Annotated in this window: 20 protein-coding genes; 3 read left to right on the top strand and 17 right to left on the bottom strand. The window is 55.4% G+C overall.

Annotation, left to right across the window (positions count from 1 at the left end):
- The gene (locus N8E88_RS09680) at positions 1–420 is read right to left on the bottom strand and encodes a hypothetical protein (RefSeq protein WP_262292325.1); all 420 of its coding nucleotides are present in this window, start codon (positions 418–420) and stop codon (positions 1–3) included.
- A gap of 760 nt (positions 421–1180) precedes the next feature.
- Between N8E88_RS09680 and N8E88_RS09675 the strand changes: the two genes are divergently transcribed.
- Complete coding sequence (locus tag N8E88_RS09675) at positions 1181–1408, top strand: hypothetical protein (protein WP_262292324.1); 228 nt, start codon at positions 1181–1183, stop codon at positions 1406–1408.
- A gap of 100 nt (positions 1409–1508) precedes the next feature.
- Here the strand turns inward: N8E88_RS09675 and N8E88_RS09670 are convergent, their stop codons facing one another.
- The 7 genes from N8E88_RS09670 to N8E88_RS09640 all read right to left on the bottom strand — a co-directional run bounded on the left by N8E88_RS09670 (position 1509) and on the right by N8E88_RS09640 (position 5456).
- Complete coding sequence (locus tag N8E88_RS09670) at positions 1509–1709, bottom strand: hypothetical protein (protein ID WP_262292323.1); 201 nt, start codon at positions 1707–1709, stop codon at positions 1509–1511.
- Positions 1700–2032: a hypothetical protein gene (locus N8E88_RS09665; protein WP_262292322.1), complete on the bottom strand. Its 333-nt coding sequence runs from the start codon at positions 2030–2032 to the stop codon at positions 1700–1702. Before N8E88_RS09665 ends, N8E88_RS09670 begins: the two co-directional genes overlap by 10 nt.
- A 68-nt stretch (positions 2033–2100) precedes the next feature.
- Entirely contained in the window at positions 2101–2244 is a 144-nt protein-coding gene (locus N8E88_RS09660; RefSeq protein ID WP_262292321.1) for a hypothetical protein, read from the bottom strand.
- A 148-nt stretch (positions 2245–2392) separates the two neighbouring features.
- A complete protein-coding gene (locus tag N8E88_RS09655) occupies positions 2393–2674 on the bottom strand; it encodes a hypothetical protein (RefSeq protein WP_262292320.1) in 282 nt (93 codons plus the stop codon).
- Positions 2675–2689: 15 nt separating this feature from the next.
- Positions 2690–3364 carry an SOS response-associated peptidase gene (locus N8E88_RS09650; protein ID WP_262292319.1) on the bottom strand — a complete coding sequence of 225 codons (675 nt, stop codon included), beginning with the start codon at positions 3362–3364 and terminating at the stop codon, positions 2690–2692.
- Positions 3365–4790: 1426 nt separating this feature from the next.
- Positions 4791–5021, bottom strand: a complete 231-nt coding sequence (locus N8E88_RS09645) for a hypothetical protein (protein ID WP_262292318.1) — start codon at positions 5019–5021, stop codon at positions 4791–4793.
- 108 nt (positions 5022–5129) lie between these two features.
- Positions 5130–5456: a hypothetical protein gene (locus N8E88_RS09640; protein ID WP_262292317.1), complete on the bottom strand. Its 327-nt coding sequence runs from the start codon at positions 5454–5456 to the stop codon at positions 5130–5132.
- Positions 5457–5687: 231 nt separating this feature from the next.
- Between N8E88_RS09640 and N8E88_RS09635 the strand changes: the two genes are divergently transcribed.
- A complete protein-coding gene (locus N8E88_RS09635) occupies positions 5688–6035 on the top strand; it encodes an autotransporter outer membrane beta-barrel domain-containing protein (RefSeq protein ID WP_262292316.1) in 348 nt (115 codons plus the stop codon).
- A gap of 1192 nt (positions 6036–7227) precedes the next feature.
- Here the strand turns inward: N8E88_RS09635 and N8E88_RS09630 are convergent.
- The 3 genes from N8E88_RS09630 to N8E88_RS09620 all read right to left on the bottom strand — a co-directional run bounded on the left by N8E88_RS09630 (position 7228) and on the right by N8E88_RS09620 (position 9536).
- Positions 7228–7407: a hypothetical protein gene (locus N8E88_RS09630; RefSeq protein WP_262292315.1), complete on the bottom strand. Its 180-nt coding sequence runs from the start codon at positions 7405–7407 to the stop codon at positions 7228–7230.
- Between the two features lie 180 nt (positions 7408–7587).
- A complete protein-coding gene (locus N8E88_RS09625; RefSeq protein WP_262292314.1) occupies positions 7588–8610 on the bottom strand; it encodes a glycosyltransferase family 2 protein in 1023 nt (340 codons plus the stop codon).
- A gap of 14 nt (positions 8611–8624) precedes the next feature.
- Complete coding sequence (locus N8E88_RS09620; protein ID WP_262292313.1) at positions 8625–9536, bottom strand: glycosyltransferase family 8 protein; 912 nt, start codon at positions 9534–9536, stop codon at positions 8625–8627.
- Positions 9537–9793: 257 nt separating this feature from the next.
- Between N8E88_RS09620 and N8E88_RS09615 the strand changes: the two genes are divergently transcribed.
- On the top strand, positions 9794–10099 hold the full coding sequence (locus N8E88_RS09615) for a hypothetical protein (protein WP_410010584.1): 306 nt from the start codon (positions 9794–9796) through the stop codon (positions 10097–10099).
- Between the two features lie 53 nt (positions 10100–10152).
- Here the strand turns inward: N8E88_RS09615 and N8E88_RS09610 are convergent, their stop codons facing one another.
- The 6 genes from N8E88_RS09610 to N8E88_RS09585 all read right to left on the bottom strand — a co-directional run bounded on the left by N8E88_RS09610 (position 10153) and on the right by N8E88_RS09585 (position 16820).
- Positions 10153–11619 carry a hypothetical protein gene (locus N8E88_RS09610; protein WP_262292312.1) on the bottom strand — a complete coding sequence of 489 codons (1467 nt, stop codon included), beginning with the start codon at positions 11617–11619 and terminating at the stop codon, positions 10153–10155.
- A 3-nt stretch (positions 11620–11622) separates the two neighbouring features.
- Complete coding sequence (locus N8E88_RS09605) at positions 11623–11763, bottom strand: hypothetical protein (protein ID WP_262292311.1); 141 nt, start codon at positions 11761–11763, stop codon at positions 11623–11625.
- On the bottom strand, positions 11756–13075 hold the full coding sequence (locus tag N8E88_RS09600; protein ID WP_262292310.1) for a polysaccharide biosynthesis/export family protein: 1320 nt from the start codon (positions 13073–13075) through the stop codon (positions 11756–11758). The genes N8E88_RS09605 and N8E88_RS09600 overlap by 8 nt, the downstream gene beginning before the upstream one ends.
- 158 nt (positions 13076–13233) lie before the next feature.
- Positions 13234–14199, bottom strand: coding sequence for a glycosyltransferase family 2 protein (locus N8E88_RS09595; protein WP_262292396.1), 966 nt, complete (start codon positions 14197–14199; stop codon positions 13234–13236).
- 53 nt (positions 14200–14252) lie between these two features.
- The gene (locus N8E88_RS09590; RefSeq protein WP_262292309.1) at positions 14253–16049 is read right to left on the bottom strand and encodes a GumC family protein; all 1797 of its coding nucleotides are present in this window, start codon (positions 16047–16049) and stop codon (positions 14253–14255) included.
- Between the two features lie 60 nt (positions 16050–16109).
- Complete coding sequence (locus N8E88_RS09585; RefSeq protein WP_410010583.1) at positions 16110–16820, bottom strand: sugar transferase; 711 nt, start codon at positions 16818–16820, stop codon at positions 16110–16112.
- Between the last annotated feature and the right edge of the window lie 161 nt (positions 16821–16981).

Below are 16981 nucleotides of genomic sequence, written 5' to 3'. Positions count from 1 at the left end.
TCAGACTCCTTCACCGGCCGTAACGGGCTTAGGTTCCGGTTCAGGCGTTATGATCACTTCATCTTGGAGGGCAGGGGCACGTCCTGACAATTTCTCGAGTGACTGGGCTATGGAAGTCATCGGCGTGGAGAAATCCGGCAGATCGATTAGCGCCAACAACAAGCCTGCGATCCAGAAGATATGGTTGTGGGTAACGAGGGATATGAGCGCAAGGACGGCGACGATTTCCATCTGCACTTTCTTCGTCCGATGCGCCATTCGTTCGGGAAGAGCATGAATTTGAAAATAGACATTGCCAATCATAAGAACGGCGGCCAAAAAGATGACGACCACGACAGTGAACAGCCAGTCGCTTTGGCCTGGAGCCGTGATGAAGCCGGGCAGGTGCTCTATCGCTGCCGGATGTAAAGTGTCGTCCATTGCCAGATCCCCCTCCGCCGCTGTCACGGCCCTCTGGACGTTTCAGCCTCTACATGCTCCGCCTGTATGTCAATGGAACATCGTTTTGTCCGGGCCTCATTTCCGATAGTCTACCTAATACGTGAACCGACCGTTCTAGAACGCAAAAATTTGGAAGAGACGCGTCTGAATGACAAAAGGCGATGATACGAGCGAGGTCGACCGTAAAGCCAAGGCGGCTGAAAGGATGCGTAAGTGGCGGGCTGCCAATCCGCAGAGGTCCCGACCAGAAGGCCAGGGCAGCAGAGAAATCTCGCAAGTGGCGGCAGGCGAACGAGGAGCGCTACAAGGTTTATCTGAAGGCTTGGCGTGATGCTAATCGCGAACGATCCAACGCCTCCCAAGACTCCCGCCGACAAGCGCCCGGGCTACGAGAATGAGGAAAGCTCTTCAGGCGCGTCGCGGTAAAAATCCTTGAGCGCGTGTTCCTTCCGTCATTCGCCGGCATCTTCTTTGTGCTCGCTGCAATACCACGGAACGAAAACGACCGAATACTGTTTTGCAGTTAAGTAAAGAACGGGAGGAATTTAGATGGCCGACGATAAAAATAATCAGGATAACCGGGATCGTTCAAAAGTCTAATCCAGTGACGACTATGAAGTCCAATATCTGATGACCAAGTTTGACTTAAGCAAGAATCGTGCTCTCGAATTAATTATCAAACATGCAGGAAGTCGCAAAAAAATCGAGGCCGAACTCTCATTCCTGAGGGAGATAGACAATGTTTAAGGCTCTCGGCGCAATTCTCGTGATCGCTGGCGTGCTCTATTCGGTTTGGGCAGCGCTCAGTCATCGCAAATTGAGCCAGCCGCCCCACTCGTCTGCCAATCAAAACTCGGCATCTTTGGAACCTCGCGCCCAAGGACTGAAGTTTCTCGGTTTGACGAAAAACCTCCCGGCAATAGCCCTGATCCTTATTGGTGGCGTCCTACTTCTTTACGCAGATTGAAACCTTCTGATACCCTCCATTTAGCAAATGTGATGACCCTCGGGTAAGTCTACAGGTGCCGAGTTACATGACGCGACACTATTCGCAGTCGCAATAAGTATCAGGCTTGGCGTTCCGAGTTCAGGTGCACCTCGATCAACCGCGTAATAGCTTTGCGCGCTTCCGCTTCGGGCCAACCCACCGACTTGGCGTCTTCCAATAGCTGCAGTAACGCCACTCCCGCATGCGCCTGGAATTCCACTTCCAAAGCTTCCTGGCAATCCAGGTCGTCGCGGTCATCCTGTGGCGGCATTATGGGCATGGTGGCTTTCGGTTGCTGTTAGCGGGATTGATAAAAGGTATCCGGCTCAATCCGCCGCCGTCACTACCAGCGGTTTCAAGATAACGCTGATAGGCCCGTGCGACTTGCTGGGCCGCGTGTGGCCTTGAGCGTTGAACGCCACTGACGTCAGTCATACGAAACTGTGAATGACCGAGGAGAAAAGTCCAGAACCAAAGTCCGAGGTCTGGGCCACTATCGATTCGATAAACCCGGCCGATATTGATGCCGTTGCGGCTTGTTGCGGTAAAGTCTTGCAATTGCCCGTCCTGTCCCGGGGGTGTTTTTTGCCATTTGATTTCCATGGCTTCCAAACTCTGCATTGATGATTTGGTTGCAGTCTACAATGGATTTCAGAGGTCTTTTCGTTTCATCAACTTGCCAGCTCGGTTTTAACCGACAGCAGGTCATTGGGATGCATTGCCAGATTGGTATTCTCGGCAACTTCGATCATCGCAGCGAGGATCTCTTCCTTGGTCCACCCAGCAACCTGGGCGTCACCCAGGAGCTCCAACATGCGATCTTCTATCGCCCGCTGACAATCGTGGAAGCGATCCGGATGGTTTGGTCGATGTTGTGGTCGTGGAATCGTCATGAGCCGTCACCCGTGAACCGCTCATCATTATAGGGCGGTTCGCCGAAGTCTTTTGCGCTATAAAGCGCGATCATTGTCCTTCACCTTCGTTCGGCACACCTGAAAAGAGGAAAACCTCACCGAGTTCAGGATGATGACCATGGACGCCGTTATACGCGAATTCGTCGGGATCGGAGGATTCGTGAACGGTCACGTCATCAACGGAGTCGCCCTTCACATGAATAACTATTTCTGCAGACCCTGAAAGCTCTCGCGTGTCTGTCAAAGCCTCCCGGACCTCAAATTCAAACTCCGGATCCCAGCCCTCGTTTCCAATGAAATCCCTATCGCGGAACCTGACTTTCCATGGCATGGCTCAATCCTCCGATCAGAGCAGCAGCGGTTGTTCTTCCTCTACCTCAGGTTGTGGCAGAACAATCAGTTCATTATCGGGCAGGGGTCTTTGCAACTGTAGTGCTTCTTCGGCCGGCGCATTCATCCAAACGTCTATTTCTTCGGATGTACGCAAGATGACCGGCATTGCCTGTTCGTGGATCGGTTTGACGACGGCGTTCGGGAAGGTCGTCAGAAACGCAAAAATGTCGGCTTGAACCGGGCCTTCTTTCTTCTTTCGCACGCTGTACCAGCTGGTCCAGATGCCAGCGAAGCAGAACAGCGGTTTCTCTTCGTTGAGTGCAAACCAGTAGAGCGGCTTCTTTTTCGTCACCGAATCCGGAATCTTGCCATACTCGGCAAAGCTGTTCACCGGAACAACGCAGCGATTGGCCGGGCCAAGCCAGGCTTGCCAGTGTGGTGATTTGACGTTGCGGATATTGGTTACACCGCAATCGACTTCGCCTTTCAGAAGCTGCGGGGGCGTCGGCATTCCCCATCGGGCGATTGCCAGTTCACGATCACCATTCGCATCCTTGCGCCCAATCGGAGCTGGGTAGTCTGGAAAGACATCCATCTGCGGTGTCAGGCGATTGGTCAGGTCATTGATCGGCAGGAACAACTGCCGCATGGCTTCATGGGTCGTTGTGGCGTTGTAGAGGTTGCACATGCGGGAGATGATACCTTAGCAATCGACGCTGAACCTACGGTCACTCGATTTTATACGCTTGGGTATTTTGTCACCGGCGTGGGTGTAACCACTCGCGAAAGATGGATCTGGAGATGCTGGCGAAAGAGCTCGGCAGAAAACACAGCGCCATGTACAAGGACCTGCCCTCCAAGGTGAAGTGCTCAGCGTGCGGATCAAAGCAGCTGGGTCTTAGCGCGACGCCTTATTGAGGGTGGGAGGCGGAACATTCCCTTGCAGTAAGCAGTTAAGAGCTCATCATAAGGAGACATTGATATGGGTGATCCAATACCGTCCCCAGAGCCGGAACCGTACCCGCCACTGCCGGACGATCCGCCTATCCCCGACCCCGATAAGCCAGGACCAGTACGGCCATTGACGGAGCCACCCCTAATTCAAGTACCGGATGAGACATCTTTATTGGAATCCCGATGAGGTGCAAGAACAGCCAAGCATACTGAGTGGGCCGGTTAGTAGTGGGTCATGAAGATCGTGTTTTCTACACTTTGGGCGGTCGGGCTTAAAGGCTTAGAACTCTTCCTGTTTTATGGCACCGTCTGGCTGGTGATTTTTATAAACGCTTGTTGATTTAGAACAGTTTCTTACGGCCTTCTAAGCCGACCGTCACTGGTTCGAATCCAGTCGGGATCGCCACCTTTTCAATGGCTTAGCTGATATGTTTTGTGAAAGTTTAGACTCGCTGTGAAACCGAGTTTAGACTTTTGAGCGCTATTTGTTCCAATCACGGATGCGACGCCTGCCAATAAGGCGCGCCTCGTCGACCTGTCCGACACTTTCCAGATCGACCGGTTGATAGGAGCCAAATCAGCATATAGGCCCAGGCGGTTGATTTGAAGTTCAGTGCGGACCTTCGGACAGGAAACACGCGCCGGCCAAACCCAGCCAAGCAGCAGCTTGAGGCAAATGGAGGTTTATTCTCCAAAGTCGGGTTAGGCCGCCAGTTTCAGTGGCGACGCTAGCCACTTGCATGACCGATGAACGGCCCCTTCGACGCAGGCGGCACCGGCTCCGGCCCCCCTTGATTATGCTACCATAGAGGTCGAAGGGAAAATCGTTCGGGAAGGTTCCTTGACCAGGTGAGAAACTCGCCAAGATCGCGAGGGGTGGGTAAATAATCCAAGGAACTAGAGAATAATCCTTACCGTAGGGAAGAATCAGTCCATGCACGCGCAGAAGCTCGGAGTCGCCCGAAAGCAACTCTTGGCGCGCCGCGGACACGAAACGTTCCTGCTGTGACGTCAGCCCGATTATGCCGCCTTCGCGCCTCCCTGATATCCTGTTGATCCGGCCAAACACGTCAAGCGTAGTCGATCGAGGGCTTCTGCCTTCCGAAAGCCCCGTCTCAGTGCCCGGCGCATTGCGACACGCTGATCGTCAACGATCCGGGTCACGAGCTGCGCAGAATGGTCGCGAAGGAGGGCTTTACTGTCCGGATTGCGGACACCGAACCGGAGATCACCCGGTTGCCTCCGGGAGCCTTTAATTTCGGCAGGTTGTCGACCAGGCTGGTGCCGCCCGAGTTGTAGGCTTCGGCAAAGGCGAGTTCCAGAGAATGCATCCCGATCAAGTTGGATGCCCCGATCCCGCCGGCGATGTCGCCCTTCTCAAAATGTTCCACGACCGAAGGGTGATACCCGACTTGATCGAAGCTTGAGCATTAATCTCTCCATACAAAAGGCGGCCCGCAACGACCGCCTTCAGCTAGTCAGAGCAGTGGACTGGTTTTTTAGAGGCGGAAGATCGCCAATGGGTACCAATATCCGTCGTTGTGCCGCCGATAGCCGCGGCGATGTTCGCGATAACCGCGGTGGCCGTTCCAGTAGCCACGACGATCACGACGGTTCTCATACCGATCGTGGCGACGATCATGCCGCTCCCAACGCTTCTTTTCGTTCCGATGTTCGTATCGGCGTTTATCATGCTGTACCTGCACAACGTTCGAAGCGGCAGGAACCTGTATGGAAACCGGCGATGCGGATGCCGTACCCAGCGATGTCAGGCCCATGAAGACGGCCATGATTCCTGCGATAAATAGCGAGACAATTCTTTTCATAGTAGCTCCTGTTAACAATACGCTGAGTGGTGCGCCTTTGACTGTTAACGGAGCATGAACAGAAATTTGGTCAATCACGCCGCAAGTGCAGCTGGCCTATTCCATGTCGATTTTGATGATTTGCCGACTCATTCGGCGCGGCCGTTTCACTCGACAAGAGCGACAGTCTGAAAGGGTCGCCTTGGCGTCTCCGCCGACTACCAGAATGCCTGGCAGGACAGTTCCGGCAGGATGGCACGCAGCAATGTCTACGGGCTCGCCAACCTCTATCACGAATTCCTCGATGGTTCGCAGGTTGACCTTGCCGGCGTCAATTTCGCCAGTGAGAGCGATCGTACCTGGGGCGGGATCGGCGCTGGCTTGAGTAACGTCGCCGACAGCTACAGCGTCAATGGCACAACGGGCTTCAAGGGTGAAATTCTGATCATGATACCAACAAAAGGCGGTGGATTTTCGATCCACCGCCAATTTGGTATCAATGTGAATATTGGGTCATCAATCATATCATGTTCTTTAGATGCTCTTCTTCAAAAGCCCGGGCAACTGGAGTCTCAGGTTGAGCTGACCGGGCTGCCTTAATTCGTCGCCGAGAGATCGGACCAAAGACCTATCAGGAAAAATAAATGACCTATTCATCCTCCAATGCGGGATGCGTTAATTACCAAAACATCGGGTCTGAGCGTTCCAGATAGGCTAACCAACTGCCCGCGATGGCGACAGCAACGCCGATACAAAATATGAGGCCGTAAAGGGAGTAAGGCGGTGTATCCCGCTTGTCATCTGGGTCGTTGTCAAAAGATGTTCCCATAATTTATTCCCGTCGAAAGATTTGGCCGTCGTGCATGTCGAAGACGCCGCTGCCGCCCGCTTGCGAATGGAAATCTATTTCCAGTTCCCTCCATCGACCCAGCACTCTGTCACACGAACTGCATTGAATGAGAGTGTCGTCCTTTACGTCATCCGGTATTCGCAGATAGATCGTTCCGCATTCTGGGCATTCGAGTTTGTGATCGAGACGTTTGTTCATCTGATTACCTCCCAACATCACCCAATAAAATTTTACGCCTAATTTCGCTCGCTACAATTGCTGGTGGACACTTGGCCGCTTCGGAACGAATTTTTCCGAGCTTGTTTCAATAACAAGGGCACGAAGCTGCGCCATGCCCGGGCCTTACGCCGTCACCGCAACCAGCGCTTGGCGGCCGCGCCATAGGTCGATCCATGACGGAAAAAAGAACAAAATGAGGAGGAAAAAGATGGAGAGGGAAGAATTTGTATCGTCGGCGGTTCAAGCGGCCTTTCGCAAGCAAATCAACGAACTGAAGGAAAGGGACGAGTTCCGGATTGCGGCATGGGCCGGATTTGTCTGGGGAAAATCAAGGGCGCATGCAGTAATGCTCAACCAATTCGACTGGCGCTTTCTACATGTGGGCAGGGTAGGCAGGTTTCCCGGGTGTTTCGCTCATCTGCGTATTTTCATCTTCAACTGCACACCTTGGTAGTTTTGGGGAATTCCTGCCTTGGCATGGGCTTTCGCCAGTCTGTCGAGCCAAAGTGCAATGTCGTCGGGTATAGGTTCTATTTCATTGGCCCAAGCATTGACCAAAAATACATCACATTCCAAGGCGGCTGCCAGATCAAGTTGGGACCATCGTAGAAGCTTGAGGCATTCGTTAAATCGTTCAGGCGTCAAAATTACTCCAGGTCCGGTACGTCGCCGGATTGAAACAGAATCGTCGGTGGCCCGAATTCACCGATAACAGGTTGTGCTTCACGACTCCAAGCTAAAACGCCTGGCGCATTGTACCGCGAGATAACGCGCCATTCGAGTGGCGTCTTCTGCAGTATCGAACTGCACCGGATCGTAAGCAGGCACAAGTTGCCCATTGTCGGCGCGGCTGAATGCAACAACAACGATAAGGCGCGTGCGATGTGATTTGGCGTCAGCCAATTCAGGCTCCTTTTTTCCGGCGGCTCCACCATGCGCTCTTCTATCGCCCGCTGACAATCCTGGAAGAGCGCAAAGTGAGCGACGTGGTTGTCCCAACCTGGAACGAGGCTGCTCGTCTCGAACAACTTTACCAGATGCAGGTGAACCATATCTCAGTGCGCGGCATATCCATCGCTACCACTAGGTTCCAGCGTCAAAAACATTCTTCCAGTATTTCCAGCCTTCGCCTTGTATAAGCCCGTGATCCGATAGATCTTTCCAGCTTTTGTAAACACCCGTGTCCTCGTACAAGAACTGACGCTTATCCTCGCCTGCGGGATACACTGCGTATTCTTCGGTGTGCTCCGATCGATTTGCCACATCCGAAACCTTGTGAACGAACGTGGATAGAAACTTGAAATGCAAAAGGGCACCCGATACACCGATTGCTCCGCGCATGTCGCCCAAATTCAAGGACAACGGCCAAACCTGATGAGATGATTTGAGAAACAGGCACTCACCCGCCACGTAAACGAGGGGTATCTTGTTAAGCGCGGGGCCATCCCAGATACGGCCTTGGAAGTAGACCCGCCCCCGAACCCCGCCTTTGATCCATATCGTCAGATTGCGCTTGTCGAAATGCGACACGTAGCCCGAGCGGTCGAAGAGGTTGCAAACTCCCAAGGGGTTTCTTCCGGGCTCGCATACGTTATCAACGATAGGATTATGGCTGTACATATCGACCATGACCGATCGCAGAGAACGAGCGCCCACGGTATCCATGTAGGCGGTCAGTTGACTAATCGATCTTGTATCGCAATGCGGGTAAACCAGAAACTCATCGGCATCGACGTAAAGGACCCATTTTTCCTGGCAATACCGGTTGATGACTTCGTTGATCCAGTCGTTTCCGAACCTTGCTGCCTTGTAAGACCCGTTGGCCGAAAGGAGGGACACGTCGTCGAAGCTGGACAATTGTTCGAGCGTGCCGTCGGTCGACCCGTTATCGATGCAAAGAAAATGCTCAAAACCAAGATCGCGATAATACTGCAGAAAAAATGCCAACCGATGCCCTTCGTCGCGGATGACGCATATGACAACATGGCGCGCGTGCTTGAGCCCGCTACGCAGCAGGTCGCACTTGACCTGCCTGGCCTTTAGGGACCGGCGCAGTCGGGCCTTTGCGTAGTGTGAAATGCTGGTGAGGGAGGCACTGTGGATCATGTTTTTTTCGATCATCACACGACATAGTCGCCGACAAGCAGACTCTGCACTTGCGGGACGGACTTGTCCTGTTGCCGCGCGTGTTTGATGCGCTCGCGAATTGAGCGATACTTGTATAACATTTTACGGTCGAATGTTATGCCGCGATACAGCGCATCGTATACAGGGTGCGATTTGCGCAAGTCGACGTAGACTTGGCTTTCGGCATCGCTCCATGGAAAGAAGGTCCCATGCCACGGCTTTGGGTGCGCCATGTAGTGCACGATGGACAAGGAGGACATGTTCACAAGATGAAGAAACTGCTTCGGAAAGTTCCAGCGATTCGATACGAGGATGAGTGAAGATCCGCAGACATAGTTCAGCGCACCTTGATCATGTTTGCCCTCGCAGGCCTCCGGATTTTTCACAAAAAGCTCTAACGCCTCCTGGCCGATCCATCCGTTGCGGTGAAACTTCAGAACACCTGCGTTGAAATAGCGGCTGTCCCTTCCGGTCCGCAGCAGGGTGTCGATGGACGTGTAGTCACGCGCCGCAAAAAATTTGCCCTCGGGGGCGACGGCGTTCTCCAATTCAGCCAGATTGCTGACGATCTGCGTGTCTCCATCAAGATAGATAATCTGGGTATACTCGGCCGGCAGGACCTGGCAAAGGACCAGCTTGGCCATCGTGCTGACGCTGATGCGTCCCTGGAAATGCGAACCGTCGAGCTTGCCGAGCGAGTCCTTCAATGCCGCGGTTGCATCGATCAGTTCGACCCCGCTCATTGCGAGCAGACCTTTCAGCTCTGCAAAATTATCAAGGTGTTCCGACATGAGGACGCAGATGTCGGTCGCTGCACTGGCAAATTTGCGAGCCTGGAGCGCCGAAAGAACCGTTGGAAATGAATATTCGATATCCGTAACGTAAACCACGCATTGATTATTCATGGAGCGATCCTTTTCTGAGTGCGAACACCTTTATTGGGCCTGTCACGGATACTGTCGTATAAAAACGCGGTCCGGTATTTTGTTGCCAATGCGTAGCGGAGCCGCCGGTTTGAAATAAATGGCTGGTTGATGACGACTTTTGAGCGTTTAATTGTTGAAATTTGAACCCCGACGGACGTTGCAATATCGTCAGTCTGCGGTGCTACATCGCGAAGACCGGCAGTTGGGACCCTTGCCGTGATGCAGAGGGAGGGGGGATGACAATGCTGAGCGGCGCAATCGTCGTGACTGTGATTTCGATCACGGCCGGGACCGCCATCCGCGTCTGGGCATCCGCGATCTTTGCGTTTTTCGTGGCATGCGGCTTGGGCATCGTCACCTTCACCCAAGGCTCGTCCCTGATTGCCGCTGCGCTGTCCAGCATTGTTATCCTTGCGCTCATGGAGGTCAGTTTCCTCGCAGGCGTCTTTTCGTCGGGACTTTGGCGCCGCGCTCGCAGCCTTCGGAAAAATGATTCCGTCACTGACCCCGCGCATGCGACAGACAAGAACCGCCGGGGATGATGCCACAATAGAAGCTGCGGCGTATTTTACTGTGAAGCGGCGCAGAGGGGGCGTCATGGCGTCAACCCAATCGGCGTTTTCATCGGAGATGCCGATGCCTCCAGGGATGGACTCATAAGCGATCGGGCCCCACGTTGCGGCAAGACATAGGGGCGGTCCAAGCTACCGATGGCGAGACCCGCTGTAATGCTGAATAGCAAGCCCAGATCCGTACTGCTCCCGGAGATCGTCGCCGAGGCGATCTGGGCGATTGATGCCAACACGGCGGCGATTCCGATGGCTCGATCCACCCGATCGCTTGATTTGTGGCGACTGGCCGCCGTCAAGAGGCTGTACAGGAAGACGGCGAAAAGCACCGTGCCGCACAATCCGACATTCGACAGCAATGCGGCAATAAAACTGGAAGCCCGAACTGTGCCGAGCCCGGCACCGAAAGTGCCCGTCTCAACGAATGAGACTAGCGCCAGGGTGTTCCAGGCGGTGCGTTCTTCGCCGGATTGAGACTGGAGCTTGTCTGCGAAGGTAATGCTCGTGAGGTCCGTGATCGAATTCCACGCATCCGGTATCAGCATGAGTGCAACGATCGTGCAGGGAACCATGAACAGTGTGATGACCAGGAAAGCAGCATAGGGGGCCGTGGCCCGGCCACTGGGGAGGCGTTTCAGGCTTAGCAGTACGACAAGACCGAGAACAAACAGACCGGCAATGTAGGCAGTTGTCGACGTGCACAGGATGATCGTTGCGCCAACAGATACCGTTGCCAGACCGGTCAGGCGGCTTGGAAAACGCTCTAGCCAAAGCAGCAGCGTGAAAGAAAAGAAGACCAATGCAGCCGATCCATAGGAGCTTGCTTCGGGAAACGAACCGACGATGCGCTTGAAACCGTTGATCGTCTCGGCCGTGTGCATCGTATAGTTGGCATTGCGTATGGAGCCGAGTAACGCGGCCTGGTCGGTCATGAACGCTCCGATATCGAGAAGTGCCAGAACGAGGCATGCCATGGCCGTCACGATCAAATTTCGAGCGATGAGACCAGCGTGCCCGAGTCGGGCAAGCCCGCTGACGACGGCAAAGCAGGCAAGGTCGCCGAGCAGATAGACAGCCTGTGTAAAATTGGACGAACCTGGAGCCAGCGGAGAGGCCACTGTCGACATCGTCCCCGACGCGTCGCGGGCGGACGAGTAGACCAGGGTTGCACCTGCAAAGATGCGGGGCAGAAAGAAAGCCGATACGGCGGAGAACAGGATGTAGACAGCGAACCAGAAGCCCGGGCTCGGATAGGCGATGCTGGCCAAGGCCGCTTGTGTTTCGGCGCGGCGCAGCAAGGCGGTCGCGACAACGAAAAACAGCAGAAGATGGCTCGGTTGGATGCTGCCTCCCCCAAGCGAGGGCAGCTTGAGTGCAGCTGCAGCTCCGAAGAGCGTCAACAAGCAAAGTATCCCGATTGCAAAGCGTGCTCCGTAGATCACGCTAAGCGCGCCAAGCAGAAGAACGACGTAGCCAATCGGTTCTATGGTCACGCTTCAAATCCCGACCTTTACGGCGCGCGCCTGGCTTGATCTCGCCGTCCGCGTTGATGACGGCATCCATCCAGCCGGCTCTCCTGCCAAGCGGAACAGCGCAAACCAGGGCCATCGATCTGCGATGGCCGCTTCTTCAATCATGGCTACCTCCTTGTTTTAACCTGCTTGAGACGTCGAGGCGGGCGCCTGACGGTCCACCTGGAGCGACATCGGGAAGCAAGGCAGCCGATGCCTGTGGTTGAAGCAGGGAAGAGGAAGCTTGAGCATCCGCATCGGCACCGATCTCGACGAGGTCGTGCGGCAGCAAAGCGGTCGTCTCATTCGCCTCGATAGTGTGATAGGTTCCGTTGTCGCTGCGACGCGCGATCTTGAAGGTTTTCTGTGTACTTCCGAGGCTCGTCGACTCCGTTCCAATCCGGGCAAGTTGAGCATTGTACCCGGCCTCCTCGCCAAGCAGTTGCGCCACCTGGATGTCGACCGCTGCCTTGGTGATATCGAGACCAACCATATTCAGCAGCTGCTGGTTTTCTGCGTTCTGCTTATTGATGATCCCGGTCTTTTCGCGCTCACTGTCGCTCAGCGCCTGACGGGCCTTGGTCAGGGCGATTTCCAGATCGAGCATGCTGCCTTGGGCATCCGCCAAGGCGCGATCGAGTGCAAATTGGCGAGCATTGTTCGATAGACCTCTGCTCGCAAGGCCGCTGACGGCATCCAGTTCCTCCTGCGCCAGGGTGATCTGTCGCTTTTGCGAGATGATCTTGGCTTCAAGTGACTGGATTTCCTGACTATACAGTCGGCTGAGATCATTCGCCGCCGCGATCTGGCTTTCGGACTCGACGCGTCGCAGCCGCATCAGGTTGGACTCCTCCGTCTTCAGTTTTTCGACATCTGGCGTTCCCACAAGTTCGGCAGGAACAACGAAACTGGGTTCGCCGGCTATCTCGGCGCGCAAACGGGCCTGTCGCATCAGAAGATCACGTCGGCTGAGGAGGGCGGTGCGATAGGCCCCGGCAGCCTGAATCCGGTCGCGCTCGAAGACGGCATTGCCCTCACGCGCACGCAAAAAGCCGCCCGCAATGCTTACCGCCTTCATGACGGTCATGTTCGTCACAAAAGGATAGCGCCCCGGGGTCTGCACGGTTCCTGTCACGAAGATTGGTGCGTGCTCGGCGATCTCGACGGCAATAAAGGGTTTTCCCGGCAACTCGGCCTTCTCGGCCAACTCGCTCGCGATGGCGTCGGCGAGTTGCTCTGTCGTCTTCCCGTTTGCCTTTATCTGACCCACGATCGGGATCGATAGATTGCCCGTATCGTCGACGGCATATATTCCATCAAGCGCCTCCCAACTGGCGTATCGGGTATCGGACGATCGCCACTCGACGATGCGTAGCTTTATCTTGTCGTCTGCCACCAGCGTATACGTGTCGGCACCGGCCGCGCTCCAATTGGACATGCACGAGAAGACAAGCAAGAAAAGGCCGGACAATACGAGGCGCTCGGGCAAAATCCGAATTTTTGAGTCTAGCAGAGCGAGCAATCCGCCGGTGCGTCCGCTAGCGCGACTTGACCGCCCGTTGAGCTCTGGCAAAGACACGCATTGCATGACGCCTGCTACCTCCGTTTTGCTGCGATGGACGGTGAAGACATCGCGTGATTTGAAGAAATGGTGAATTCGAGGATACGCGAGGGAGACGCGCGCCCCATGAAGAGATCTGCCAGGGCAAGCATGTTGCCGCGCAAACGTTCCCGTCGATCGCCAGAACGGTCGCGTAGCACGCCGCGCGCATTCGCCAGAATGTTGCGGCCAATTTGTGCGATGGCGCGCGCCCTCGACATCGTGCCCTTCCTGACCAGGTGGGCAGGGTTGGCAACCTGCGAATAGCCCAGCCTTCGACCGGGCTGACGACCGGATTTGACGCCGAGATGCACACCGCGGGCGCCCGCAACGCGCACGCATCTGCCGCAACGGGCGATTGATCTGCTGAAATCGACATCCTCGAGCCAGCCATAGAGCGGGAGCTGCTCGTCAAAGGTAAGGCCATGCTCGATAACGGCCGACAGGCGGAGCACCATGTTGCAACCGTAGGCGTTATAGACATCCGTCACCAACTCAGCCCGCTCGCCAGCGGTCTCGATGATTTCCAGGGCGTCGGACATGGTAAGGCCTCCCCCACGGATGCCGTCAGCAAGGACTTCGCCCGTTGCGATCGTCACATCCGGTTGGCGTGCGAAGACGGTTTCCATACGGGAGATGAAGTTCGCCGCTGGAATGAAGTCGTCGTCCAGAAAGATCAGAATGTCCGTATCGGGAACGGCCGCCCGGAGAATCCTGTTGCGTTGGCAGGTCAACCCTCGGGAGCCGACAATAAGCTCCACGTCGCGGCGATCGCCGAGCCCCGCTGCATCGTCGACGTCGGGAACGCACACGATGATCCGCTCTGGCCGGTTTGGCAGGCCAGCAAGATAATCGATCGTCTCCAGCAGTATTGCGGGGCGGCCTGCCGTAGCGATGCCGACGGCAATTCGCAAGCGACGGCCTGCGCACCGCCGCTCATTCACGTTTACGCCGTAAGCCATAATCGCCGACTCCAGCTCAACGCCTTGTCCGGTTATTTCTGCACGAGCCGGGATCACGACTGCATCCTCAGCGGAGATTTGTTGATGATCGCGCCCAGAACCTCCGCGCCGACGTTCCGCATGCCGTCGATGACTTCCACGGTATCGTCGATCGAGGTACGACCATGACACGTGACCACCAGGACTCCGTCCAGCTCCGGCGCTATTGCATTCGCATCCGGGGACGTGGAGAACGCGGAAATGTCAACGAATATGGCATCAAAGTCCTTTTTGAGATCGTTGAAGTTCAATTGCGTGCGCCCGGAACTCAAGCGAATGGCCGGCGATACCCCGCGCATTCGGCCGAGGGGGAGAAACGTCAACGTCGGGGTTAGAGGCAATGCCGCTGTCTGGATCAAATCGATATTATCGAGAACGTCGACAAGGCCTGTTGAGCTATAGGGCGCGATCGAACTGCTGAGGGAAGGTTTCTCCGCCGCTGCATCGATCAGGAGTGTGCGACACCCGGATTCGGCGGATTGGACCGCAAGCTCGCACGCTATCGTCGACGCTCCGCTGCCCGGATCGACGGCGACAATGCCGATGACAACCTTCCGCTTGCGCCGAAGTCCTGCGACCGTTGCGGCCAATCCCGCCATGCCAGGTATGATCGGATAAGTGGCTGAGCTGCCGCTGCCTGCATCGGCGGCCAGGAAGCAGGCAGAGTTCCCGTTCCTGACCTTTTCCGATCTTGCTAATTGTGTGACGAACGGCAGTTCGGCCGCTTCCGCGAGCCGTAGGGCGCGGACGATCCGGCGGTCGCCGGCGTGCCGGATCATGGCGAGCATCAAGCCGGCGCCCGTTCCCACGGCCGTAGCGAACGCAACGACAAGCCCACCGCGGGGCCTCGCCCTCGAAAGCGGGGCCGTGGCCGGCGAAACAATCGTGGCATCGGATACAGAATAGGAAATGCGCTGCTTGGCTTCGGTAAACTGAGTAAGGGTGCTTTCGTAAAGGGTGCGGCGTGCGTCCGCCGCACTTTGCAATTCCGCGAGCTTAAACTGATCGCGTGGATTGCTCTTGAATGTGGCCAAAGCGTTCGCAGCTTCGGTTAGTCCGCGCTGCTGCTCGGTTACAAATTTTTCCAGCCAAGCGCTGTATTGACGCGCGGCTTCGGCCTTCATCAGAATATTTTTTCGGATGTATTGCTTGGCGAGCGTATCGGCAATTTCGACCGCCCTCCTGGGGCTCGATGCGTCGGCCGATATCTCGATGATCATCGAACGGCCGATGCGCCGCAGGACCACCATGTTTCGCAGCCGGGTAATAATTCGGTCCCGACGCAGCACTGCCAGCCTTTGCAATCTGGCCACAACCCGATCGGCGGGCTCGGTTTTTCCCTCCTTTAGCGATTCTTGCTCCGCTGCATCTGTCGCCCCCTCCGTTTCCCCATCATGCAAAGTCCCGGTCAGCCAGGCCTTTGCCTTGTCTTGCAGCGAAGGAGCCTTGTCGGCAAATGCAGGATCGTTGGCAAGATCAAGCGTCTTGGCGGTTTCACCAAGCACATCGTTGGATTTGGCAATTTCCAGCTGTGCCTCCAGGAATGCGTCCTCAGCGAAAGCGCGCTGCGCTTCAGAGCCGTTTACCTGGGAAAAGACCAAAAGTTGAGTGCTGGCTACGAATATCGGTTGGGCCGTGAGAACATAGACTCCGGCCAGTGCCAGGAAGACACTGGTCGTAGCAAGCATCCACGGCCAGCGCATCTTCAGAAAAAAGACTATCTCCCGCAAGGTCAGCGGTGAACTCCCACCGGCGGCTGCGGCAGGTAGGGATATTGAAGAAACACCGCTGAAGATGTGACTGGAGGTCATATCGTCCTAATCCAAAATAGCTAGGTCGCGGGCGGGGCAGCGCTCCGCCGGAACCCTGGTCTAATACGAGCCCTTCCATGAGAAGAGGATGAGAACGGTCTTCGCCATGATGAGAAAATCCCGGCCAATTGACCAGTTGCGCAGGTAGTGAACATCGAGAGAAACCCGATGCTGGTAGCTGACATCGTTGCGGCCACTGGTTTGCCACTGACCTGTCAGGCCCGGGCGGCCAGCCATGTAGGTTGCAATATTTTCCCCATAGAGCGGTAATTCCTCGGCCGTGATCGGCCGTGGTCCTACGAGACTCATATCGCCGCGGACGACATTGATCAGCTGGGGAAGTTCGTCGATACTCGATTTTCGGAGAATCTCGCCGACGACCGTGACCCTCGGGTCGCTCTTGAGCTTCCAAGTCGTTTCCCATTCGGTTCTTGCTGCCGGATTGGTTCGCAGCAATTCGGCGAGCTGAGCGCTTGCATCAGTCTTCATGGTGCGAAACTTGAGGCACCCAAAGGTTGCTCCACCAAAGCCGATACGGGTATGGGAATAAAGGACTGGGCCTCTGTCACCAAGCTTCACGATCAGCGCCACTATCAGGAGAAGCGGCAAAAGGAGCACCAAAGCCGTGGTCGCCATGAAAAGATCTATCGCCCGCTTTGGCGATTTACCGACCGCATCCGTTCGGGACACATGAGGATCACCGCTTCGCGGCAGCTTCTCAATGCCCGGCCACGATTGGCTGGTTTCAATGCCCTGTGCTTTCCACATCATCGGTCGTCTCCCCAAATTCCGGTTAGGACCAAAAAAGCTTGTTACTGCGCTTTAACTAGGTTGTCTGTGACCGAGGTCATAATAATGAACAACCTTTTATGCTAATGAGAGGTAATTGAGACGTAACACTCTAAATTTTAAATCGTAATGATTAGATAGTA

It is taken from the genome of Phyllobacterium zundukense (genome assembly GCF_025452195.1).
GTDB lineage: Bacteria > Pseudomonadota > Alphaproteobacteria > Rhizobiales > Rhizobiaceae > Phyllobacterium > Phyllobacterium zundukense_A.
The sequence above is the reverse complement of the archived record's forward strand: the minus strand, read 5'-3'. Positions and strand labels throughout refer to the sequence as shown.